General features: G+C 65.4%; 17 protein-coding genes (1 of these 17 running past the window's edge). 4 read left to right on the forward strand and 13 right to left on the reverse strand.

Going from position 1 to position 22,835, the window contains the following annotated elements:
* On the forward strand, positions 1-1,096 hold the 3' portion of the coding sequence (gene hemL / locus ACVWWJ_RS20590; RefSeq protein WP_159896018.1) for a glutamate-1-semialdehyde 2,1-aminomutase. 182 nt of this gene lie to the left of the window's left edge; only the last 1,096 of its 1,278 coding nucleotides appear in the window; its start codon lies beyond the left edge, outside the window; it ends in the stop codon at positions 1,094-1,096.
* A 70-nt stretch (positions 1,097-1,166) separates the two neighbouring features.
* On the opposite strand, the gene ACVWWJ_RS20595 is transcribed toward hemL, so the two are convergent.
* Entirely contained in the window at positions 1,167-3,464 is a 2,298-nt protein-coding gene (locus tag ACVWWJ_RS20595; protein WP_456969293.1) for a YadA family autotransporter adhesin, read from the reverse strand.
* A gap of 24 nt (positions 3,465-3,488) precedes the next feature.
* Entirely contained in the window at positions 3,489-5,324 is a 1,836-nt protein-coding gene (locus ACVWWJ_RS20600; protein ID WP_456969294.1) for a S8 family peptidase, read from the reverse strand.
* Positions 5,325-5,596: 272 nt separating this feature from the next.
* Here ACVWWJ_RS20600 and ACVWWJ_RS20605 point away from each other — a divergent pair, with 272 nt between their 5' ends.
* Entirely contained in the window at positions 5,597-7,408 is a 1,812-nt protein-coding gene (locus ACVWWJ_RS20605) for an ATP-binding protein (RefSeq protein ID WP_456969295.1), read from the forward strand.
* Here ACVWWJ_RS20605 and ACVWWJ_RS20610 read toward each other — a convergent pair.
* From ACVWWJ_RS20610 to ACVWWJ_RS20645, 8 genes are all read right to left on the reverse strand, one after another.
* Entirely contained in the window at positions 7,367-8,116 is a 750-nt protein-coding gene (locus ACVWWJ_RS20610; RefSeq protein WP_456969296.1) for a response regulator transcription factor, read from the reverse strand. The two genes, ACVWWJ_RS20605 and ACVWWJ_RS20610, sit on opposite strands and share 42 nt — an antisense overlap.
* A 192-nt stretch (positions 8,117-8,308) precedes the next feature.
* Positions 8,309-9,556 (reverse strand): acetylornithine/succinylornithine family transaminase, encoded by a 1,248-nt coding sequence (locus ACVWWJ_RS20615; RefSeq protein WP_456969297.1) that lies wholly within the window; start codon positions 9,554-9,556, stop codon positions 8,309-8,311.
* Between the two features lie 379 nt (positions 9,557-9,935).
* Complete coding sequence (locus ACVWWJ_RS20620) at positions 9,936-11,270, reverse strand: sigma 54-interacting transcriptional regulator (RefSeq protein ID WP_456969298.1); 1,335 nt, start codon at positions 11,268-11,270, stop codon at positions 9,936-9,938.
* 212 nt (positions 11,271-11,482) lie between these two features.
* Complete coding sequence (locus ACVWWJ_RS20625; RefSeq protein WP_456969299.1) at positions 11,483-12,298, reverse strand: SDR family oxidoreductase; 816 nt, start codon at positions 12,296-12,298, stop codon at positions 11,483-11,485.
* A gap of 9 nt (positions 12,299-12,307) precedes the next feature.
* The gene (locus ACVWWJ_RS20630) at positions 12,308-12,910 is read right to left on the reverse strand and encodes an LON peptidase substrate-binding domain-containing protein (RefSeq protein ID WP_159896032.1); all 603 of its coding nucleotides are present in this window, start codon (positions 12,908-12,910) and stop codon (positions 12,308-12,310) included.
* 10 nt (positions 12,911-12,920) lie between these two features.
* Positions 12,921-14,279 (reverse strand): UDP-N-acetylmuramate:L-alanyl-gamma-D-glutamyl-meso-diaminopimelate ligase, encoded by a 1,359-nt coding sequence (gene mpl, locus ACVWWJ_RS20635; RefSeq protein ID WP_456969300.1) that lies wholly within the window; start codon positions 14,277-14,279, stop codon positions 12,921-12,923.
* A gap of 40 nt (positions 14,280-14,319) precedes the next feature.
* On the reverse strand, positions 14,320-14,904 hold the full coding sequence (locus tag ACVWWJ_RS20640; RefSeq protein ID WP_456969301.1) for an adenylate kinase: 585 nt from the start codon (positions 14,902-14,904) through the stop codon (positions 14,320-14,322).
* Between the two features lie 90 nt (positions 14,905-14,994).
* Positions 14,995-15,924 (reverse strand): CPBP family intramembrane glutamic endopeptidase, encoded by a 930-nt coding sequence (locus tag ACVWWJ_RS20645; RefSeq protein ID WP_456969302.1) that lies wholly within the window; start codon positions 15,922-15,924, stop codon positions 14,995-14,997.
* A gap of 97 nt (positions 15,925-16,021) precedes the next feature.
* Here ACVWWJ_RS20645 and ACVWWJ_RS20650 point away from each other — a divergent pair, with 97 nt between their 5' ends.
* Positions 16,022-17,275: a 6-phosphofructokinase gene (locus ACVWWJ_RS20650; RefSeq protein WP_159896908.1), complete on the forward strand. Its 1,254-nt coding sequence runs from the start codon at positions 16,022-16,024 to the stop codon at positions 17,273-17,275.
* 134 nt (positions 17,276-17,409) lie between these two features.
* Here ACVWWJ_RS20650 and ACVWWJ_RS20655 read toward each other — a convergent pair whose 3' ends face one another.
* The 3 genes from ACVWWJ_RS20655 to ACVWWJ_RS20665 form a co-directional block, all read right to left on the reverse strand.
* Positions 17,410-18,837, reverse strand: a complete 1,428-nt coding sequence (locus ACVWWJ_RS20655; protein ID WP_456969303.1) for a UdgX family uracil-DNA binding protein — start codon at positions 18,835-18,837, stop codon at positions 17,410-17,412.
* The gene (locus ACVWWJ_RS20660; protein WP_159896912.1) at positions 18,837-20,051 is read right to left on the reverse strand and encodes a putative DNA modification/repair radical SAM protein; all 1,215 of its coding nucleotides are present in this window, start codon (positions 20,049-20,051) and stop codon (positions 18,837-18,839) included. Before ACVWWJ_RS20660 ends, ACVWWJ_RS20655 begins: the two co-directional genes overlap by 1 nt.
* A gap of 138 nt (positions 20,052-20,189) precedes the next feature.
* The gene (locus ACVWWJ_RS20665) at positions 20,190-21,119 is read right to left on the reverse strand and encodes an IS110 family transposase (protein WP_456966652.1); all 930 of its coding nucleotides are present in this window, start codon (positions 21,117-21,119) and stop codon (positions 20,190-20,192) included.
* A 316-nt stretch (positions 21,120-21,435) separates the two neighbouring features.
* Here ACVWWJ_RS20665 and ACVWWJ_RS20670 point away from each other — a divergent pair, with 316 nt between their 5' ends.
* Entirely contained in the window at positions 21,436-22,722 is a 1,287-nt protein-coding gene (locus ACVWWJ_RS20670; protein ID WP_456969304.1) for an amidohydrolase family protein, read from the forward strand.
* Positions 22,723-22,835 lie beyond the last annotated feature (113 nt).

Consider the following 22,835-nt stretch of genomic DNA (forward strand, 5'->3'; position numbering starts at 1 on the left):
GATGATCGTCGGCCACAACCATCCGGCCGTGCGCGAGGCCGTCGAACGGGCGATCCGTAACGGCCTGTCGTTCGGTACGCCCTGCCCGGCCGAGGTGACCATGGCCGAGACGATCGTCTCGCTCATTCCTTCGGTGGACATGGTGCGCATGGTCAATTCGGGCACGGAGGCCACGATGTCCGCGATCCGTCTGGCCCGTGGCGCGACCGGCCGCTCGAAGATCGTCAAGTTCGAAGGCTGCTACCACGGCCACGGGGACAGCTTCCTGGTGAAGGCAGGCTCGGGCGCACTCACCTTCGGCGTACCGACATCACCTGGCGTGCCCAAGGCCTCGGCCGACCTGACACTCACCCTGCCCTACAACGACATCGACGCTGCACGACTGCTCTTCAGCCAGGAGGGTAAGGAGATCGCCGGCCTGATCATCGAGCCGGTCGCCGGCAACATGAACTGCATTCCGCCGAAAGAGGGCTACCTGCAGGCGCTGCGCGAACTGTGCACTGAGCATGGCGTGCTGCTCATCTTCGACGAGGTGATGACCGGCTTCCGCGTGGCCCTCGGCGGCGCGCAGGCCTACTACGGCATCACCCCGGACCTGACCTGCTTCGGCAAGATCATCGGCGGCGGCATGCCGGTCGGTGCCTACGGCGGCCGACGGGACCTGATGGAACAGATCGCACCCTCGGGCCCGATCTACCAGGCCGGCACGCTGTCGGGTAACCCGGTGGCCATGGCCGCTGGTCTTGCCATGCTGCAGCTGATCCAGGCGCCTGACTTCTACGACGACCTGACAGCGCGAACCGTGCGCCTGACCGACGGCATCCTCGCCGAAGCGAACAAGGCTGGCGTCCCTTTCAGCGTGAATCGAGTGGGCGGCATGTTCGGCCTGTTTTTCACCGGGGAGACGGTGGAGACCTACGCGCAGGCGACGACGGCGGATGTCGCCGCGTTCAATCGCTTCTTCCACGGCATGCTGGAGCGAGGCGTGTATCTTGCGCCGTCGGCGTTCGAGGCGGGCTTCGTTTCGAGCGCCCACGATGATGACGTCATCGCCGCGACCGTGAAGACCGCGGGCGAGGTGTTTGCCTCGCTCTGAACGCAAAAGGCGAGGTCCCCGCTGATTCGGGGACCTCGCCATGCTGCCGTACTCTGAGCCGACCGGACTGTTACCAGCTCAAACCCGCGCCGACGCCAATCGTGCTTTCCGATCCGGACGACGACGCCCCGATCGATACGCTCGCCCGGTTCTCGTGGAACGCGCGCTGATAGCCCAGGGCGATGGCCGACTGGCCGCTGTAGTTGCCCGCACCCATGCCCACACGATTTTCGCCGGCAAGCCCCGACGTATTCATGCTCATCTGTGACAAGGCGGTCCCCATCGCGCCCACGCGATCGAGCCGCTGGTTGACCTGGTGGAACTGGTCATCCACGTGGGTGCGGAGCGAATCGAAGTCCGCGCGTGAGACGGAATTGCCCAGCTTGCTGTCGGTGTAAGCATTGGCTTTCGAGAGTGTCTGCTGATCCCCGTTGTCCGCGTAGGACTTGGCGGTGGCAAGGGCCTGGTCGACCTGGCTGACATTCGCCGCATCCGTGGGTGCCGATCCCGCGGCGACATTGACGACGCGACGCTGGTTACCCGCCGAACCGACCGACACCGTATTGGCCTGGTCGGCCACGGCATTGGCGCCGAGCGCCACGCTGTTCTGCGCCGTGGCCGAAGCGCCCTGCCCGATCGCGGTGGCGGACGCGGCCGTGACACTGGTATCCGCGCCGACTGCGACCGCGTTTGTCGCCGCGGCACTGATCGTCGCATTACTGCCGACCGCGGTACTGCCGTCGGCACCGATGGTGGCGTTGTGACCCACGGCGGTGTCCCGTGGATCGGTCGCCATGCTTCCGCCACCCACCGCCAGCCCATTGCCACCGCCCGAGGGCACGTTGCTACCGCCGTTGCCAGGCTGGCCACCACCCAGCTGCGACCGGATGTCCGCGATGCTCTGCAATGCGCCGCTCAGCGCTCCATCGACAGCCGTGAACGCATCGCCCGCGTTGCGATACGTCATGCCCTGCATGGCGTAGCTCGGCGGGACGAAACCAGCGAGACCGAGGCCGGCGCCGCCACCAAACGCGCCGGCCAGTGCGGCATTTACCGCGGAGTCGCCGACACTCACCTGCCCGATGGCTGCATTGAGCTGGCCGACATTCACCGCGTCGGTATCGAGTGTGCCCGCGCCTACATTGACGATCTGCCTGGTGAAGGCCGGCGTGTGCTCGCCATAGCGGTTCGGCACCGTCCCATCACCACCGACCGACACGGCGTAATTGCGGTCCGTGCTGGAGTCCGTGCCGAGGGCAACGCTGTGCTCGGTGAAATCGGCGACGGTTGCGTAATGACCCAGCGCCACCGAGTTATCGCCCTTCGCCAGAGCCAGGTCGCCAATGGCGATGCTGTTCACTCCATAAGCCCACGTGGACGAACGACTATCACCGCCGATAGCAATGGAGTTGGTACCGGTGGCCGCCGCGTTGTAGCCGATCGCGGTGTTGTTGGCCTCCTGCGCATAGGCGTTGTAGCCGACCGCAATGCTGGCGTTACCGGCGGCGTACGCGTACGAACCGATCGCCGTCGCGTTGTCGTTCGCCGCGCGTGCGGCCGCACCGATCGCCGTCGCCTGATAGCCGGATGCGATCGTCTGGTCATAGACGCCGGGAAACGGCTGGGCGAGGCCACCAATGGCGACGGCGCTCTCGCCACTCGCGGACGCCACGTTGCCGATCGCCGTGGTGTTGTCGCCGTTGGCCTGCGCTTCGTTGCCAAGCGTCACGGCGCCAAAGCCGTAGCTGCCCGCCGTTGCTCCGATTGCAATCGCGCTATCGCCCTGCGCCTGCGCGCTGCCACCGATGGCCATCGCGAGATTGCCCGCCGCCGTCGTGACCTGATCGGAGACGGGGGTGCCGCCGCTGTCGACGGCCTGGCCACCGATGGCGATGGCGCCTGCGTTGCCCGCGGTAGATCCCGTTCCCAGCGCCAGCGCATTGGTGCCCGATGCGGACGCGCCGTAGCCCACCGCTGTCGCGAAGTCGCCAGCGGTGTTGGCGGACTGGCCGACAGCAAGGCTGCCGACACCCTGGGCAATCGCTCCCGTGCCAACCGCGGTGCTACCGGCGTCGAACGCGACGGCGCCCGAGCCGATTGCCGTAGCGTCATCGCTACTTGCCAGGGCATTGGCGCCGATAGCGATGCTGTGGAAACCGTCAGCGTAGGCATCATCACTGCCATCGGCCGGACCGTTTGACGCGAAGTAGTTGGAGGTGGTGATGTTCTGCGCGCGAAGCACGCTGTGCGCGGCATCGACACGCGGTGCGACGGCGAGCGGTGCCGCGACGGACTGACCGGCAAAGGCGGCCGCGCACGCGGCGGCAAGCGCGGTGCTCAGGAGCGGGTTCTTGATCAAACGATTCATGGATGTCTCCGGAAAGGGCAAGGATCAGGGGGCGATGAAGCTCGCCTGCACACTGAGGTTCTGGGCGTCTTTCACGCCGAGCACGCGCACGAAATACGTTCCGGCGGCCGGACGTGCGAGCACGACCGACTCGGCGTTGCCGGCGTGGGCGGACTGGTAGTCGTAGCTGCTGTCGGACGGACGCGCGCCGAGCTTCACCTGCAACGTCACGTCGCCACTGCCGCCGAACGTGCGGATGACCAGACTGCGTGCGCCTGCCGGAACGGGAATCTGGTACCAGGCAGAGGTTCCGGCGAAGCTGTTGAGCCCGTTGAGCAGGCCACCATTCGCCAGCGTCGCGGTGTAGCTGTCGCCGAGCACGGCCAGCTGCACGGCAGCAGCCGCGTCGACGATCCCGGCGCCCGCAAGCGTCGCCGCGGGCGTCGGCACCTTCGGCCGATGCGCAGTCTGCTTCAGCGCCGCGAGCACCTGGGCAGGCGTCATCAGCGGCTGGGATGAGGCAAGGCGTGCGCTTTGCATCAGCGCGACGGTGCCGGCCACGTGTGGGGTTGCCTGCGACGTACCGGCGTAACCGCCATACGTCGGTTCACCCACCACGGTGGTGCCCGCGTTGAGCGCCTGGTAGACGAAGCCCGCGGTCACGGTGGCACCGCTGCTGGCATCTCCTGCGTATACGCCGCCGCCGGGTGCGGCGATGGCGACGATCGAACCGTAGTTCGAATAGAACGCCAGCTTGCTGGTGATGCCGACGGACGCGACAGCGATGGCGCCCGGGCAACTGGCAGGAGAGAAGTTGACGGCATCCGCCGCCGAGTTGCCTGCGGCCACGACGACCACCGTGCCGCGCGCATTGGCGAGCGCGATTGCCTGCGACTGCGGATCGTCCGCCGTGCATGCGCCTTCACCGCCCAGGCTCATGTTGATGATCTGTGCCGGATGCGTGTTGTCCGGCACCCCATCGACGTGGCCGCCGGCCGCCCAGACGATGCCGTCCGCGATGTCGCTGCTGTAGCCACCACAATGGCCGAGCACGCGGACGGGCAGCACCTTCGCACGATACGCCACGCCCGACACACCGACCGTGTTGTTGGTCAGCTCGGAGATGGTGCCGCTGACATGCGTGCCATGCCACGAACTGGCTTCGGGCTGGCAGCTGTCGACCCACGGTTCTTCGGTGGTCCAGTCGCCGGTATCCCAGCCACCGGGCACGCGACTGTCGTCCGCGCGACCGGAGACGAAGGGATCGCTGATGAAGTCGTAGCCAGCATCGGCAAGCGAGGTATCCAGATCGGGATGAGCCGTGATGCCGGTATCGACCACGGCCACGGTGATGCCTGTGCCATCGGCGAGCGACCACGCGTTGGCGACATTGGCACCGCCGTAGTTCGGGACCATGTCCGGCGTATCGGGCGTGCCATCCGGTCCGCGAAGATGCCACTGGTCCTTCAGGTAATACGGGTCATCCGGCACGAAGGCGTCAGTGGCACGGATGTCCTTCACCGCGTGCAGCATGCGGTCCGGCACGATGCTCTTCACCGAAGGATCGGCTTTCATGCTTGCGACGAAGGCGGCGGACTCGGTGGCATCAAGCTTGCGCGACAGCTTCAGCACGCGCGCGCCGATGGCAAGGCGACGCAGGTCCCTGACCGAAGGCGACGCGACACGCGAACCGTTTCCTGCCTTGAAGGTAATGCGGCTGAGCGCAAGCGACGCTGCCTGCGAGGAGACCGCGGCGTTCGTCTGTGCGGACGCTCCGTCGCGGTAGGTCACGATGTAGCGGTCGCCGTCTTGCGCGGCGAAGACCGGTGCGGAAGCGGCGATGGCGAAGACGCCGAGCAGGCGCATGGATAGGCAATGCATGGTGCGGTTGCTCCCCGTTGATGGATAGTTGGGCGCCTGTGCGGTCCCCTTCGCGTCCCTGTCCCCGTGACCGGTCGTGCCGGTCTTACAGCGCTGTGTCGAACGGATGTCAGATCCGTGTCGAGGGCCGACGTTATGCCAAAGCGTTCGTGCGATCACGCACCGTCACTGTCGAAACCTGTCGAAAACTCACCGACAGTTTTGGTGCGTGTATTGCGTTGAGGCCTGCGCTATACATCCCCGAACGGGCAGACAGATCGGAAGAAAACAGGGTGCTGAAGACCTATCGAAAAGCGGCCATCGCCTGGCTGCGAAACGTGCCCGGGCAGGATGAAACCGCGCGCGGAAACGGCATGGCGTTACAACTGCTGCTGATCATGATCGGCGTGACGATCCCGCTGATATGGCCCTACCGCATGGCCCTGGTGACCAATCCGCTCAACTCGGCCGACCTGCTTGACCTGGCGAGCGATTCGGTCGTCGTCATCGCGGCGTGGACCGGCGTGATCCAGATCCGCCGCGGCTTCGTGCATCGGGCAACGCGCATCTTCGTCGGTACGATGCTGGTCGCCCTGGGGGTCACATATATCGAACGCGGCCTCATGAGCTCGATGCTCGACCAGACCTACGTCGTGCTGACGATTGTGCTCGGTGGACTTATCCTGGGCCGTACCGCGTTGTGGTGGCTCTACGCGGCCCTCATCACGTTGTTCATTGCCGGTGGCGCGGTCGATGTTGCCCGGTTCGTTGCCAAGGGGGTGCATCACCCGCTGATGGGTGCCATCAACGTCCTTCCATTGTCGCTCAGCTACCTTGCCATAACGCTGGTAATCGACCAGTGCGTGTCGACGCTGCGCGGCAGCGTCGAGAGCGCCGAACAGCGCGAGTTGCGTCTTGGCGAAATCAATCGGGTACTCGAGGAAGAGATCGCGGCACACGGCAAATCGCGCGAGCAGCTGATCCATGCGCAGAAGGTGGAGGCCGTGGGCCGGCTCGCGGGCGGTGTCGCGCACGACTTCAACAACATCCTCAGCGTGATCGCCGGCTATGCGGAGGCTCGCGAGGACACCGATGACCCTGCCGTGCTTCGCTCGGCACTGTACGGCGTGGCCGCGGCAGCGAGGCGAGGTGGCGCGATCAGCCGCAAGTTGCTCAGTTTCGGTCGCCGCGATGTTTCGCGGAGTGAACTGATCGACCTCAAGCGCGCGCTCCGCGAAGTGAAGCACGTGCTGCGCCAGCTGTTCAGTCACGCCACCACACTGGTGGTCGAGGTCGACGAGGGAGCACGCTTCATTCGTTTCGATCCAGACCAGCTCGAACTGATGATCCTCAACATCGCAGCGAACGCGCGTGATGCAATGCAGGCTGACGGCATCTTCGAGATCCGGGTGCGCAGCGCCTCCGACGTCGGTCGAGTGCGTATCGAATTCCGCGACAATGGCCACGGCATGCCCGAAAGCGTGAAGCACGAGGTCTTCGAACCGTTCTTCACTACCAAGCCCTCAGACTCCGGCAGCGGCCTCGGCCTGGCCGTCGTACGGGACCTGGTGCAGGCTTTCGGTGGAGACGTGGACGTACGCAGCACGGAAGGCAGTGGCACGACGATCGGCATCGAACTGCCCGGTGCATCCGTGCTCGAAGGAGACGCGCTGCGTCACCAACCCATCGTGCACACCCTGCTCGTCGAGGACGAAGATGTGCTGCGCGAGATGTGGCGCCGGCGGCTGGAAGCGGACGGCTTTCTCGTCATCGAGGCGGGCAGCCGCGCGCAGGCACTGCGCATGACGATGGAGGCGGGCCACTCGCTGCATCTGGTCGTGACCGACCTCCGCCTGGGCGACAACGACCCCGCGACCTGGCTACAGGAACTGCGTGCGTGCCTTCCCGATGTCCCCGTGCTCGTCGTCTCGTCGCACTTTCCCGCGACGGTACGCCAATCGCACGATGTCGCCATCCTCAACAAGCCATGCTCGCCAGATACCCTCGTTTCCGAGGCACGCCGCTTGCTGGATGCCTCGCGTCGGACGGTGGCGGAACCGGTGTCACATGGTGAAAACGTAGCCACTTCCACGCACGGCGCTTAGCGGAAGCACAAGGCCCGAGGCGGTACCAACCTTGCTGCGAAGCCGATAGACCAGCACTTCCAGCCGGTGAGGATCGAACAGCTCGTCGCCGCCCAGCGCGGCGATGAGCGCGTCGCGTGTCACCGGCTCGCCTGGCAGCTCGAGCAGGGCGCGCAGCATGCATCGTTCATGGGCTTTCAGCGGTATCGACGTCCCATTTGGCGCCAGCAGGCACCAGCCCTGGTTATCCAGCTGCCAGGTTGGCGAGGACAACGGTGCATGAGGTGAGGGGCGTGGTTCGGGCCGAAGGCGCCGCATCAGGCTGCGCAGGGTCGCTGCCAACTCGGACATCACGACCGGTTTGGACAGATAGGCGTCCGCGCCGTTGCTCAGGCCGCGGACGCGATCCGCTTCGGCATGACGGCCGGAGAGCATCACGATGCCGACGCGGGAATTCAGGTGCAGTCGCTCGGCAATCGTGAAGCCGTCGCCATCCGGCAGGCCGACGTCGAGTACCACGATATCCGGCTGGTCTTCCTGCAGGACACGTTGCAACTGCCCGGCCGTGCCCAGCGCCGTGACGCGAAAACCGAAGTCACGCAATCCTGGCGCGACCAACTGGTCCCGCAGCACCTCGTCGTCTTCGACGAGGGCGATGTGTGGCTGTCTGGCGTCCTGCGTTGTTCGAGAGCGACCGCTTCCCGGCGGATCCTGGTGTGGCGTGAGCATGAGGGACATCATTCAAGCCAGGAAGAACTTGCGATGTTTCATATCAGGTAAACAGGAGGATGGGAAGGAACTCGTACTCCAAAAGAAATGCAACGCGCCGAATGACGGCAAGTTCGTTACGGGAGCCGCTTCAGCGGCGACAGGCAGATTGCGTCAAACCCATCGCCGGCACAGCCGGCTCCCACACGAAGCTCAGGCGACTTTCGTTTCCTGGGCGAATGCCGCGAGGGACGCGTGCAGCCTTTCGAGGCCTTCGGCGGTTTCTTCGTCGGTGATGGTCAGCGGCGGCACGATGCGCAGCACATCCGGCCCAGCCTGCAGGATCAGCAGGCCATGGGCGGCGGCGAGATCGAGGATTTCACCAGCGCGACCCTTGTGCGCGTCGTCCAGCACGGCACCGATCATCAGGCCGCGGCCACGGATTTCCGAGAACAGGTGGAACTCGTGGTTGAGCTTGTTCAGGCCATTGCGGATGTCGTTGGCCTGACGCTCGACGTTGAGCATGACCGCCGGCGAGGCGATCTTGGCCAGCGCCACGCGAGCGACCGCCGCGGCCATCGGGTTGCCGCCGAATGTGGTGCCATGGGAGCCGAACTGCATCACCTCGGACACCTTCGGGCCGACCAGCATGGCGCCGATCGGGAAGCCGGCACCGAGTGCCTTCGCAAGAGTGACGATGTCGGGCGTGACGTGGTCGTGCGTATGCGCGAAGAGCGTGCCCGTGCGGCCCATGCCGCACTGGATTTCGTCGAGGACCATGAGCGCGTCGTGTGCGTCGCACAGTTCGCGCACCTTCTTCAGGAAACCCTGCTCCGCCGGCATGACGCCGCCCTCGCCCTGGATGGGCTCGAGCATCACCGCAGCGACATCGCCGTGGGCCATGGCCTCTTCGAGCGCCGCGGTGTCGTTGAACGGCACGTAGCGGAATCCGCCGGGCAGCGGCTCATAGCCTTCCTGGTACTTCGGCTGGGCTGTCGCGGTGACCGAGGCCAGCGTGCGGCCGTGGAAGGAGCCCTTGAAGGTGATGATGACGCGCTTCTCGGGAGGACGCCCCAGCGAGGAAGCCCACTTGCGGACCAGCTTGATCGCGGCCTCGTTGGCCTCGGTGCCGGAGTTGCACAGGAAGACGCGCTCGGCGAACGGCGCCAGCTCGACGATTTCCTGGGCCAGCCGCAGCGGCGGCTCGGAATAGAAGACGTTGCTGGCATGCCAGAGCTTGTTCGCCTGGCCGACGAGGGCGGCGACAAGGTCCGGATCCTGGTGACCCAGCGCATTCACGGCGATACCGGCACCGAAATCGATGTAATCGCGACCTTCGGTATCCCAGACGCGGGAGCCTTTCCCGTGATCGAGGATGACATCGCGTGGGCGGTATACGGACAGCCAGTAACGCTTGCCCAAGCCAACGAGATCGGAGGGTTCGACGGGGTGCGACGACATGGTACGGACTCCTGTAAGTACGGATGGAATCGCACGGTACGCTCAGAGGTCCGACATCGATCCGAAGGGGTCATCGTATAAGGCGCGGGCCGCGCCGACAACGCGTGGCGCGGTGCGGCATGTACAGCCGCTGCAACGATTTGTTACACCCCGCTACACCGCCTGAACGCCCCGCCCGGAACGACGTGCCGGAAATTCCTTGCGAATCAAAGGAAGGCTCCCGTGGCACGGCGCTTGCTGCCGTATTGGGTAAGGCCCTGTGAAGCCGCGATGTTCGTTGCCCGACGACCCTGCCAAGCCGGACGACGAATGGGAACTCCCGGTCCCCAGAGGGCCGGGAGTTTTCTTTACGTCGCGTGTCGGCGAGGGCCGAACCCGCTCAGCGCAGCTGATCGAGTGCGAGCTGGTGCTTTTTGCAAAGGCGGTACACCGTCACGCGGGAGACGCGCAGGCGCCGTGCGCACTCGCTGATATTGAAGGCGCTCGCGCGCAGGCAATCGACGATCGCCTCGCGTTCGGCGGAGGTGCGGGCGCTGCCCAGGCTATCCCGGTCCGTGCCAGGGAGGTCGGCGATCAGCTCCAGGTCTTCCGGCGTAATCAGCGCATCGTCGGCGATGACGGCTGCGCGCTGCACACGATTCATCAATTCACGCACATTGCCCGGCCAGGCGAAGGCGTTCATCGCCTTGCGGGCCGCCGAGCTGAAGGCCCGGGCGCGCGTGCCATAGCTTTCGCGGAAGGTGTCGAGGAAATATTGGGCGAGCAGCTCGATGTCGCCATTGCGCTCGCGCAGTGGCGGCATGCGCAGCCGGAGGACGTTGAGGCGGTAGAACAGGTCCTCGCGGAACCGCCCCTGCGAAACGGCTTTCTCCAGGTCCACGTGGGTGGCGGCCAGGACCCGCACGTCCACCTTGATGGACTGGCAGCTGCCGATGCGCTCGATCGTGCCTTCCTGGAGCACCCTCAGAAGGTTGGTCTGGGCGTCGAGCGGCAGGTCGCCGATCTCGTCCAGGAAGACCGTGCCGCCGTCGGCGGATTCGAAGTGGCCGATGCGCCGCGCCGTGGCCCCGGTGAAGGAACCCCGTTCATGGCCGAAGAGTTCGGACTGGACGAGGTTGGCCGGCAGCGCCCCGCAGTTGATCGCCGCGAAGGGGCGCTCGTGCCGGGCGGACAGCTGGTGCAGGGCGCGGGCCGCCATCTCCTTGCCGGTACCAGTTTCGCCGGTGATCAGCAGGGGCAGTTCGACCGGCGCGAATTTCCGGATGTTTAAAGACAGCGTCCGAATGGCCGGGCTGTCGCCTGTCAGGACGCTCGGGCGGGTGTCGGCGGGCAGCGGGGCATCGCCCGGCACCCGTTGCAGTGCCTGGCGTAGCGCGCTGAACGAAGACACCCCTTCGATGATCTCCAGGGCCAGCGGCAAGGCCTGGCGGATCAGGGGTTCATGGGCGGGCGTACGTGAGCCGGTCAGCCCGATCCAGGCGATGCCCGGATGGTTTTCCCGCAACTGATGAAGGATGCGTACGGCCGCCAGCGCACTCGCCCGCAGGTCGACCACGGCGATCGCCGCGTCACCGCATTCTGGTAGTGCTTCGTTCTGGCTGGCCGGATCGGCAACCAAGGTGCGCCAGCCCGCCCGGAGCAGCCCAAAGTGTTCTTCAACGCTCGGCCTGCCTACCCAGACGACACAACGCCCCGACATTTCCCCGCGCGACATGCCTGCTCCTCACCCGTTACGTGGCCTGCTGCCGGCTTCGCGGATTCACTCCTGGACCCGCCGCCGGCACCCCCTGCAGGCCGGCAAGCCCCACATCGTCGCGCGTGTGTCAGACGACAGCGACGTGGATCGAAGTTATACCGGCGTGCCGGATGCGGCCATACACCAAACGGGCTAGCCTCCGGAGCCATACGGGTGCATCGACGCGCTAGCTACAGAAACAGATCCGGTAGTAGCGGCTGGCCAGGTGCCACGGCGTAGCGATCGAAATCGGTGACGCCCTCTTCGCGCAGCACGTCTTCGTCGATGTAGAAACGCCCGGTGTAATCACGCGAGGGGCGTGTAAGGACAGCGTGCGCCGCGTCCGCGACGATGTCAGGCGTCCGGCAATTTTCGGCACGAACGCCGTCGATCATGGCAATGGCTGCCGTGGCGATCACTGTTTTCGGCCACAGCGCGTTAACGGCGATGCCAAGTGATTTGAACTCGGGCGCCATGCCCAGCACGCACAGGCTCATACCGAACTTGGCAATGGTGTACGCGACATGTGGTTCATACCAGGCGGGATCGATGCTCGGCGGCGGCGAAAGCATGAGCACCTGAGGGTTCTCGGCCTTCTTCAGGAAAGGCAGGCAGGCCTGGGTGGTCAGGAAGGTGCCGCGCGTGTTGACCTGATGCATGAGGTCGAAGCGCTTCATCGGCGTGTTCTCAACGCCTGCCAGCCAGATCGCGCTGGCATTGTTCACCACGATATCGATGCCGCCAAAGCGTTCCGCGGCCGTGGCTGCGGCCATCTTCACTTCGGACTCTTCGCGGATATCCACCTTCAGTGGCAGGGCATGACCACCCGCTGCTTCGATCTCGGCGGCCGCACTGTGGATCGTGCCGGGCAGCTTCGGATTGGCGACGCTGCTCTTCGCGGCAATCACGATGTTGGCGCCGTCGCGCGCTGCGCGCAGGGCGATGGCCAGCCCGATGCCGCGGGACGCCCCGGTGATGAAGAGCGTCTTCCCTGCAAGTGACGTCATGGCAAATCCTTAAGGGCGCTGGAAGCGCGGGAGGATGTCACGCAATTCGGCGAGCCGCTCGAGTGGGTCGTCGAGCTCGAGCATATGCTGGCACTCGTTCGGATCCAGCGGCAGCAATTCGGAAAGGCGGAAGCCCACCCAGCTGGCATCGTCGGAACGGGTGGCAACGTCGTAGCGCCACGGCGGCTGCATCTGGTCGACGAGGCGTTCGAGGATGGTGGCGAGCAGGCCGAACTCCGGCGGCACCGGGGAAATCTCTTCCGCACGCCACGTGGCGATGTCGCCGCGAACCTGCCCATCGGAACGAATGCGCGTACGACTGACGCGGAAGCGCAAACCGCCCTCGGCGACGATACCGAGCAGGCCGTCGTCACCCGTGTGGAAGTCCGTAATCGTCGCCAGCGTGCCGACTGCCGCGGGCACGGCCGGTTGCCCGGCTTCGTTGCCTTCGAGAATCATGCAGACGCCGAAGGGTCGCCCCGTGCGTGCGCATTCGCGAACGAGGTCGATGTACCTCGGCTCGAAAATGCGCAACTGCAGCTGACCGCCCGGGAAAAGGACGTTCGACAGGGGAAACAGCGGGAAGTCTTGTCCGGGCGTCGTGGCAGCCATGCCCGCCAGTCTAACCTGCGTGCAGTGCGGTAAAAAAGCGCCTTGGTGCACCTTCGAAGCCACCGTTCGACATGAAGACGACATGGTCGCCCTCTTGCGCGTCGGCAGCGAGCGCCGCAACCAGCGCGTCGACGGTGGGCACGGCCGTGCCCCGGCCGTCGAGCGACGCCGTGACGCGCGCCGCGTCCCACGCAAGCTCCGGACGATGCAGGAAAACCACGCGATCGGCGTCGGCCAGCGACGGTGCCAGCGCATCCGCGTGCGCGCCCAGGCGCATCGAGTTGGAACGCGGCTCGAGGGCGACGACGATGCGCGCACTGCCGACCTTTGCGCGCAGGCCGGCCAGGGTCGTGGCGATCGCCGTCGGATGATGTGCGAAGTCATCGTAAACGGTCACGCCGCGCGCTTCGCCGATGACTTCCATGCGACGACGCACGCTGGTGAAGCTGGCGAACGCCGGCAGTAGCGCTACCGGATCGGCGCCCGCCGCGGTGGCCGCCGCAAGCGCGGCCAGTCCGTTCATCACATTGTGCCGGCCCAGCGAATTCCAGCGGATCTCGCCGAGTACGTGGTCGCCGCGAAGCACACGGAAGTGCGAACCGTCGGCAGCGATCAGCTCCGCGCGCCAGTCGCCCTTGTCGATACCGAAGGTTTCCACCGGCGTCCACGCACCCATCGCGAGTACTTCGGCGAGGTAGGCATCTTCGGCGTTGACGATAAGGCGGCCATTGGCCGGCACCGTGCGCACGAGGTGGTGGAACTGGCGCTGGATGGCGGCCACGTCCGGGAAAATATCCGCGTGGTCGTATTCGAGGTTGTTGAGGATGGCGATGCGCGGGCGGTAATGGACGAACTTGGAGCGCTTGTCGAAGAACGCGGAGTCGTACTCATCGGCTTCGATGACGAAGGGCTTGCCCTGGCCGCGACGGGCCGAGACATCGAAGTTGCCGGGCACACCGCCGATCAGGAAGCCGGGCGAGAGGCCGGCCGACTCCAGCAGGTGCGCGAGCAGGCTGGTGGTCGTCGTCTTGCCGTGCGTGCCGGCCACGGCCAGCACCTCGCGGCCGCCGAGCAGGGTTTCACCCAGCCACTGCGGTCCGGAGATATAGCGCAGGCCTTCGTCGAGCATGTACTCGACCGCCGGATTTCCGCGCACCATGGCATTGCCGACGACCACGAGGTCCGGCGCCGGTTGCAGGTATTCGGCCTTGTAGCCCTGCATCAGGCTGATACCGAGGGCTTCGAGCTGGTCGCTCATGGGCGGATAGACGTTGGCGTCCGAGCCCTCGACGGTGAGGCCGAGCTCGCGGGCGAGCGCAGCGACGCCGCCCATGAAGGTGCCGCAGATACCAAGGATATGGACGCGCATGGGTCGCTTCATTTGGGCCCGCCGGAGCGGGCCGTGAGGGTCAGGCGCTGGCGGCCTGGACGCCGCCGGGCAGCACATCGAGCACGCGCTGGGTCACGTCGTCGAGCTCGCCGACGCCGTCGATGACCTGCAGCTTGCCGCGCTGCTCGTAGAAGCTGGCGACCGGGGCGGTCTGCTCGGCATAGATGCCCAGACGCTTCTTGACGGTGTCCGGGTTGTCATCCGGACGGCCTTCCTTCTCGAAGCGCACTTCGCAGCGGCCGACGATAGCCTGGTCGGGCACGTCGAGCTTGACCACCACGTCGAGCGGCTGGCCGATGCGGGCGAGTACGTCGTCCAGCGCGGCAGCCTGGGCCAGGTTGCGCGGGTAGCCGTCGAGGATGAAGCCCGGCTTGGCGTCCGGCTGGCTGAGACGATGTTCGATGATGCCGAGCATGATGTCGTCGGACAGCAGGATGCCCTGGTCCATCAGGCCCTTGGCCTTGAGACCCAGCTCCGTGCCTTCCTTGATCTCCGCGCGAAGCAGGTCGCCCGTGGAGATATGTGGGACGCCGAGGCGTTCCTTGAGGCGGGTGGCCTGGGTACCCTTCCCGGAACCGGGGGCGCCGAATAGCACGAGTCGCATTGATGCTCCGTTACGTCGGACGCGCGGGGATAAACCCGTCGCCGGACACAAGAAAATGGGTCTCAAGGTAACGGCACGGCCGCGCTCGCGTCAAACAGCCGACACCGGAGCCGTGTAGGCAGCGGCCCGCTTCCAGCGCGGAGCGACCAGCCGGCCCCGTTTCCGGGCCAGCAGGAACAGCCCCAGGGAAACCAGGCTGCAGGCGACCAGGGCGACGATCGAGGCCTCCGCGCCGAACTCCCCGCCGGACAGCCAGTCCGGTCCGGCGAGGTGCGAGGCCACCAGGCCATGCATCCGGGTCCCCGAAGTAGGCACCCCATAAACCAGCGACTGGGTGATGTTCCAGCCAGCGTGCAGGCCCATGCAGGCCAGCAGCGAGCGGGTCGCCACGTAGAGCAGTCCCAGCATCACCCCCGCTTCCAGGGCGATGGCCAGGCTGGTGCCGACCGTAGCGTGGGGGTTGAAGGCGTGAGCGAAGCCGAAGAACAGGGACGAAATGAGCAGGGCCCAGCCCGTGCCCAGCGCCTCCTCGCAGGCCCGGAACAGCACGCCCCGGGAGATGAGCTCCTCACCAATGGCCGCACCGACGCCGGCGCCGAGGACGATGCCCGGCCAGTCGGCGGCGGTGTCCGGCCCGTCGACCACGTAGGCGCCGCAAAGCCAGAGGGTGCCGACAACAACGCTCATCAGGACCACGCCACCCACCAGCCAGACAAGACCGGCTGGCCATGTCGGCCGTGAGAATTCGAGCAGGGGCCGGCGTTCAACCAGGCGGACGAGGACGAGGTAGGCGATGATCGCCGGCACGGCTCGTATCAGCATCTCACCCACGGCACGTGCCAGGGTGCTCGCCTCCTTGCCCGCCAAGCCGATCGGCTTGAGCCCATGGGCGAGTGCCATGGTCAGCACGATCGTCATGATGGCGAAGAGGCCGATACGCGCCCCGGCGCTGTAAAGCAGCCCAAGCTGCCAGCGCGACGCGCCCGCGGGTGGCGCATATAACGTATTCGGTAAACGCACGGCGAGCCCCTTCCCCTGATACATACCTGAGTCTAGCGTGTCATCGTCATGCCGCACGCGCTACGCTCGGCACTCCCAAGGTGACGAGGAAGTACGCATGGCCGCCGGCAAAATCCTTTACGCCCAGTCGGGCGGCGTATCCGCCGTCATCAACGCCTCCGCTGCCGGTGTCATCGAGACCGCGCGCGACAAGGGCATCGTCGTTTACGCGGCGCGCAACGGCATCCTCGGCGCACTGCGCGAGGAGCTCATCGACACCTCCAAGGAAGCCAAGGCCAATATCGCCGCGCTGAAGCACACGCCGGGCGGCGCCTTCGGCTCGTGCCGTTACAAGCTCAAGTCACTGGAAGAGAACCGCGCGGAGTACGAGCGGCTCATCGAGGTGTTCAAGGCGCACGACATCCGCACCTTCCTCTACAACGGCGGCAACGATTCGGCCGATACCGCGAACAAGGTCTCGAAGATCGGCCAGACCCTCGGCTACGAGGTCAACTGCATCGGTGTGCCGAAAACGATCGACAACGATCTCGTCGTGACCGACACCTGCCCCGGCTTCGGCTCCGTGGCGAAATACACCGCCATCGCAGTGCGTGAGGCCAGCATGGACGTGGTCTCGATGATGGACACCTCGACCAAGGTCTTCATCATCGAGGTGATGGGCCGGCATGCGGGCTGGATCGCCGCTGCGGCCGGCCTTGCCGGATCCGCACCCGGTGACGCGCCGCATGTCATTCTTTTTCCCGAGAACGTGTTCAACCCCGAAACCTTCCTCGCCAAGGTCAAGGCCACGGTCGAGAAGGTCGGTTACTGCACGGTCGTCGTCTCCGAGGGCGTCAAGGACAGCGACGGTACCTTCCTCGCCGAATCCGGCGCGCGCGACGCCTTCGGTCATGCGCAGCTCGGCGGTGCCGCACCGGTACTCGCGGCGCTGGTGCGCGAGAAGCTGGGCTACAAGTACCACTGGGCCCTTCCCGATTACCTCCAGCGCTCCGCGCGCCATATCGCTTCGAAGACCGATCTCGAGCAGGCCTATGCCGTGGGCAAAAAGGCCGTGGAATATGCGGCCGAAGGCCTCAACGCGGTGATGCCGGTGATCGTGCGCATCTCCGACGAGCCGTACAAGTGGAAGATCGAAGCGGCGCCGCTGGACAAGATCGCCAACCATGAGAAGAAGATGCCGAGGAATTTCATCTCTAAGGATGGATTCGGCATTACCGCTGCGGCACGTCGTTACCTGGCACCGTTGATTCAGGGAGAAGCCCCCCCGCCCTACGGCCCGGACGGCCTGCCGATCTACGTGACGCTGAAAAATGCCTCGGTACCCAAGAAGCTGAAGAAGTTCAAGATCTGACTCCTGGCCTAATGTGGGAGCCGCTTCAGCGGCGAGCTCTACTGTGGGAGCCGCTTCAGCGGCGATTGCCCCCTTCACCGCTCCGTTGGCTTTTCGCCGATGAATCGGCTCCCACAAGAGCCGGTTACAGCGCGTCACAGCATGTCGCGCATCAGCTTGAGGTCGCGGACGAACTCGGCATAACCTTCTTCGCGCGCCTGCTCATCCGGCAGGCGCAGCAGGTACGACGGGTGCACGGTGGCCATGGCGCGCGCGCCGTCCGGCAGGTCGAGCCATTGACCGCGCTGCGCCATCAGGCGGAACGACGCACCGAAGACCGCCTGCGCCGCCATGGCGCCAAGACAGACGATCGCCTGTGGACGAATACGATCGATTTCGGCAGCCAACCAGGGGCGGCACGCTGCCTGCTCCTCGGCGTTTGCTCGCTTGTGCAGCCGACGCTTGCCACGCGGCTCGAACTTGAAATGCTTCACCGCATTGGTGACGTACAACGCGGCGCGATCCACGCCTGCTTCTTCAAGGGCTCGATCGAACAACTTCCCCGCCGGACCGATAAAGGGCTTGCCGGCGAGATCCTCCTGATCGCCCGGCTGTTCACCGATGACGACGACGCGTGCGTCAGCCGGACCGATGCCGAAGACCGTCTGCGTTGCCGGCTTCCAGAGGTCGCAGTTGCGACACTCCTTCGCCTGCTTGCGCAACGCCGCGAGGCTCCCTTCCGGCGCATCGATAGCCGCCTTCTGCAACGGCGTGATTTTCTTTCGCGGAATGGTGGGCTGCTTCTCGACCATCGCCTGCATCCTCGGTAATGCATCGCGCACCAGTTCGGGAATGAGCCGGGCTTCCGGAAGGTTCTTCCAGTATTTCACCGGCATCTCCCGGCGCATCGCATCCACCTTCAGGCGCGCAGGATTGAAGATGTTCGCGTAATACGTGCGCCAGAGGTCTTCGAGCGCGTCGGCGGTTGGCGCATCGCCGCGCTGCGCACCCGGTCCGAAGGTCAGCGTCGCGCCGTCCCAGTGGGCGCTGCGTGAGGGCGTCAGCAGGGACCAGCGCATGCCGGTGAAGCGACGCACGAAGAAAGGTGCGACGCGGGTAACGATGTCGTGGTCGGGCTCGAACCAGGCCACGTACACCGTGCCATCGTCGACCGGCAACTCGCGGAAACGCACGAAGGCCTTCATCTTATGCATGTCGCGATTGACCTGCTTCACGCAGGTGTGTGCCCAGGCCACGTCGTCATCCGTCGCGATGGCGAGCAGGTTGCGTTCGCCATGGGCGAGCCGCCAGAGCATCCGGTAAAGCGCGGCGTGCCGGCGCGGATCCGAATGCGCGAGCACGGTGTTGACCAGGTTGAGGAAGTCGCGGGGAACGGCGGGCGCCTGCGCATGAACCGGCGGCGGTATCGCCGAGCCGCTCCCACCATTACCCCCGAAGAGGCTCGTGTCCGGTCCGGCCATCCACGCCACGTCGGCCGGATCGACCTCCGCCAGCAGCAGCGCTCGTGCTTTTGCGCGCCACTCTTCCACATCCGACGCGTCGTCCAGCGTGACGCCGATCATCAGCCGAACAGGTCGGGCTGCGCCGGTTCGCGCAGGTCGCGCTGCAGGGCGGCACTTTCGCGGTCGCCACGAGGACGATGGTCTACCGTTTCAACGAACGGCGCGACCTTCTTCACCGGCACACGAAGTCGGATCAGGTCGGCATAGCGGATACGTTGATGCGCGCGCATCGCGATCATCCGGTCCACCGTTTTCACACCCAGGCCAGGGACGCGAAGCAACATGTCCCGCGACGCACGGTTGACGTCGACGGGGAAACTCTCGCGATGCCGCAGCGCCCAGGCAAGCTTCGGATCGACCTCCAGCGAAAGCATGCCGCTGTCGCCGGGCGGCGCGATTTCATCGGCACGAAAGCCATAGAAGCGCATCAGCCAATCCGCCTGGTAAAGACGATGCTCGCGCACCAGCGGCGGCGGTTTAAGCGGCAGGATTTTCGAGGCGTCGGGAATCGGGCTGAACGCCGAGTAGTAGACGCGGCGCAGGTGGTAGTTCGTATAGAGGTTGGTACTCGCCGTGAGCACGTCGCGATCCGTGGCCGCATCGGCGCCGACGATCATCTGCGTGCTCTGGCCGGCGGGCGCGAACTTCGGCGCCTTCTTCTCGGCTTTCGCTTCGTCGATAGACAACCGCAGGCGACCCATGGCGCTGCGGATATCGCCGAGGTCCTTCTCAGGCGCAAGCGACTTAAGGCCCTCGGCAGTCGGCATCTCGACGTTGATGCTCAGGCGATCGGCCCAGCGGCCGGCCGCGTCGATCAGTTCCGGCGAGGCGTCGGGAATCGTCTTCAGATGGATGTAGCCACCGAACTTATGCTCGGTGCGCAGGCTGCGCGCCACACGCACCAGCTGCTCCATGGTGTAGTCCGGCGACTGGATGATGCCCGAGGACAGGAACAGGCCTTCGATGTAGTTACGCCGGTAGAACTCCATCGTCAGCTCGACCACTTCCTCGGGCGTGAAGCGCGCACGCTGCACGTTGCTGCTGCGACGGTTCACGCAGTACACGCAGTCGTAAACGCAGAAGTTGGTCAGCAATATTTTCAGCAGGGAGATGCAACGCCCGTCCGGCGCATAGGCATGGCAGATACCCATGCCCTCGGTCGAGCCAATACCGCCCGAGCGCAGCGAGTTACGGCCCTTGCCGCCGCTCGACGAGCAGGACGCGTCGTACTTGGCCGCGTCGGCCAGGATGGCAAGTTTGTCGGACAGTTTCATGGGGAAAGCCATGGTGCCAAATGACGCCAGCCTCCGCGTGAAACCCCGAATCACAAACCGCCCGCAGCCCGGCAGGAACCGAGCTCTATGTGGGAGCCGATTCAGCGGTGATGCCCTGTGTGGGAGCAACTGTCTTTTTCAGACAGCCGCCTCATGCCGCCAGCCGACCTGGTCACGGACCATCGCATTGATCGCCGTGATCAGCCATCGCATGCAGGCGACGAGAGCCACCTTGGCCACTTTTCCTCGCGCCCGTAGGGCGCGGTAGCGCTCTCCGAGGGCGCTGCCTTTGGTTCGGATGGCTCCCCAAGCCGCCATATACAGCGCGCGCCGCACGATCCAGCGGCCGGCACGCACATGCCGGGCGCCGTCGCGGCGACCGCTCTGGTCGACGTAAGGCGCCACACCGACCAGGGCGGCAATCTGCTGCCGTGTCAGCTGGCCCAGTTCGGGTAAATACGCGATCAGCGTCGCTTGCACGACGGGTCCGACGCCCGGCACCTCGCGCAATCGCGATGCCGGATCAACGTCCTTCGTCGCCGTTGCAATCTGTCGGTCCAGGTCGCGGATTTGCATGCTGGCCGCATCGATCATGGCCTGTAACGCTTGGCGAGCCGCCGTCAGCCTCGTCTGCTTCAGCCGCCGGAAGTTATCGTCGCGCTGGCTCACCATCTGCAAACGGCAACGTACCAGCTCGGCCAGGTCGGCGCGCTCGGGTGCCGGCGTCTGATAAGGCTGCGGCGTGATATGCGCGGCCATCCGCGCCAGGATCTGCGCGTCGAGCGAGTCGTTCTTGGCGAAACGCCCCATCGCTCTTGCGTAAGCCGTGGCGCGATGCGATGCCAGCCGGGTGACGCAATAACCCGCTTGCGCCAAGGCATCGACGATGCCTCGCTCGTAACCGCCCGTCGCTTCGATCGCGATATGCGGCACGTCCAAAGGCGCCAGAACGTGCAGTAAAGCACGGTGGCCTTCGGCCGTATTAGCGAAGCGCTCGCAGCGCTCCCCAGGAAAAAAACCCACGTCCAGCATGGATTTACCGGTGTCGATTCCTACATGGATGCTCATGACTTCACTCCGGAGTACGATCGGAAGTGAGAGCACCTCCACCATGCCCCGGCTTGTGAATTCGAGGTACGACTCGGGCAACTGTTCGGGCTATTGGTGGAGGGAGTGCGGCAGCCCCAGCTCCCACACGTGCTCGCAGCACCGCCGATGACGGGCTTGCCGCACTCCGCTCTCACCCCTAAGCCTACGCCGGTCCTAAGACACAAGCCGATTCATCGGCGATTGGGTGCTAGCCTGATCCCGCCCCGTTAGCAGCCCCGCTGCCGCGGGATCGCCGATGAATCAGCTCCCACAGAAAAAAAGAGGCACGCCCCGCATGGATCTGATCGTCCGCCACGCCACCCTCCCCGACGGCCGCCGTGACGTTGATATCGGCATCGTCGATGGGCGTTTCGCGGCGATCCAGCCCGGGCTACCGGCGAAGGGGGCGGAGGAGATCGATGCGGGTGGCCGCCTGGTAACACCGCCCTTCATCGACGCCCACTTCCACATGGATGCGACGCTGTCGCTCGGCCTGCCCCGCCTCAATGCCTCGGGCACCCTGCTCGAAGGCATTGCGCTGTGGGGCGAGCTCAAGCCGGACCTCACGATCGACGCGCTGGTGGCGCGGGCCATGGCCTATTGCGACATGGCGGTGGCGCAGGGTCTGCTCGCCATCCGCAGCCATGTCGATATCTGCGACGACCGACTCCTCGCCACAGAGGCCCTGCTCGAAGTAAAACGTCGCGTGGCGCCCTACCTGCACTTGGAACTCGTGGCTTTCCCCCAGGACGGCCTGCTGCGCTCGCCCACCGCCAGGGCCAACCTGATCCGCGCGCTGGACATGGGTGTGGACGTGGTCGGCGGCATTCCCCACTTCGAGCGCACGATGGCCGACGGCGCGGCATCGATTCGCTGGCTTTGCGAACTGGCCGCGGAGCGCGGGCTGCGCGTCGACATGCACTGCGACGAGTCCGACGACCCGCTGTCGCGGCACATTGAAACACTGGCCGCCGAGACGATCCGCTGCGGCCTGCAGGGTCGCGTCACCGGTTCCCATCTCACGTCGATGCATTCGATGGACAACTACTACGTGCCCAAGCTGCTCCCGCTGATCGCAGAAGCGGGCGTGCACGCCATCGCCAACCCCCTGATCAACATCACCTTGCAGGGTCGACACGACACCTATCCCAAACGCCGCGGCATGACGCGCGTACCGGAACTGCTCGCCGCCGGCGTCAACGTCGCCTTCGGCCACGACTGCGTGATGGACCCCTGGTACGGCCTGGGCTCGGGCGACATGCTCGAAGTCGCGCATATGGGGCTGCACGTGGCGCAGATGACCTCGACGGCGGGGGTCGCCCAGTGCTTCGAGGCGGTAACGTCGAATGCCGCGCGCGTGCTTGGACTCGAGGACTACGGGGTCGCCCCGGGGAACCGGGCTGACTTCGTCCTGCTCCAGGCCGGCGATACCTACGAAGCCATCCGCCTCAAAGCGACCCGTTTGCTGGTCGTCCGGGGCGGAAAAATCCTTGCCTGCACACCTGAACGGCGCACTTCGCTAAATCTTGCGGAGCGGGCGCCAGAACTCACTCTGGAGTTCCGTCCAGGATCGATTTTCTGAACGCGCGGGTTCATTAGCTGTCGCGTCAGTGAATGCTTTCGCGAAACTTTCGATTCGTAGGACTTCGCGTTCAGGAAACTCTGCATATCTTCCAATCGTCGATCAGCCGTAGC

It is taken from the genome of Luteibacter sp. HA06 (genome assembly GCF_054061215.1).

What these genes read in the sequence shown, in the direction of transcription:
- ACVWWJ_RS20595 (WP_456969293.1), bottom strand. Translation starts at nt 3,464, where the DNA reads ATGAATCGTTTGATCAAGAACCCGCTCCTGAGCACCGCGCTTGCCGCC.
- ACVWWJ_RS20600 (WP_456969294.1), bottom strand. Translation starts at nt 5,324, where the DNA reads ATGCATTGCCTATCCATGCGCCTGCTCGGCGTCTTCGCCATCGCCGCT.
- ACVWWJ_RS20610 (WP_456969296.1), bottom strand. Translation starts at nt 8,116, where the DNA reads ATGCTCACGCCACACCAGGATCCGCCGGGAAGCGGTCGCTCTCGAACA.
- ACVWWJ_RS20615 (WP_456969297.1), bottom strand. Translation starts at nt 9,556, where the DNA reads ATGTCGTCGCACCCCGTCGAACCCTCCGATCTCGTTGGCTTGGGCAAG.
- ACVWWJ_RS20620 (WP_456969298.1), bottom strand. Translation starts at nt 11,270, where the DNA reads ATGTCGCGCGGGGAAATGTCGGGGCGTTGTGTCGTCTGGGTAGGCAGG.
- ACVWWJ_RS20625 (WP_456969299.1), bottom strand. Translation starts at nt 12,298, where the DNA reads ATGACGTCACTTGCAGGGAAGACGCTCTTCATCACCGGGGCGTCCCGC.
- ACVWWJ_RS20630 (WP_159896032.1), bottom strand. Translation starts at nt 12,910, where the DNA reads ATGGCTGCCACGACGCCCGGACAAGACTTCCCGCTGTTTCCCCTGTCG.
- mpl (WP_456969300.1), bottom strand. Translation starts at nt 14,279, where the DNA reads ATGCGCGTCCATATCCTTGGTATCTGCGGCACCTTCATGGGCGGCGTC.
- ACVWWJ_RS20640 (WP_456969301.1), bottom strand. Translation starts at nt 14,904, where the DNA reads ATGCGACTCGTGCTATTCGGCGCCCCCGGTTCCGGGAAGGGTACCCAG.
- ACVWWJ_RS20650 (WP_159896908.1), top strand. Translation starts at nt 16,022, where the DNA reads ATGGCCGCCGGCAAAATCCTTTACGCCCAGTCGGGCGGCGTATCCGCC.
- ACVWWJ_RS20655 (WP_456969303.1), bottom strand. Translation starts at nt 18,837, where the DNA reads ATGATCGGCGTCACGCTGGACGACGCGTCGGATGTGGAAGAGTGGCGC.
- ACVWWJ_RS20660 (WP_159896912.1), bottom strand. Translation starts at nt 20,051, where the DNA reads ATGAAACTGTCCGACAAACTTGCCATCCTGGCCGACGCGGCCAAGTAC.
- ACVWWJ_RS20665 (WP_456966652.1), bottom strand. Translation starts at nt 21,119, where the DNA reads ATGAGCATCCATGTAGGAATCGACACCGGTAAATCCATGCTGGACGTG.
- ACVWWJ_RS20670 (WP_456969304.1), top strand. Translation starts at nt 21,436, where the DNA reads ATGGATCTGATCGTCCGCCACGCCACCCTCCCCGACGGCCGCCGTGAC.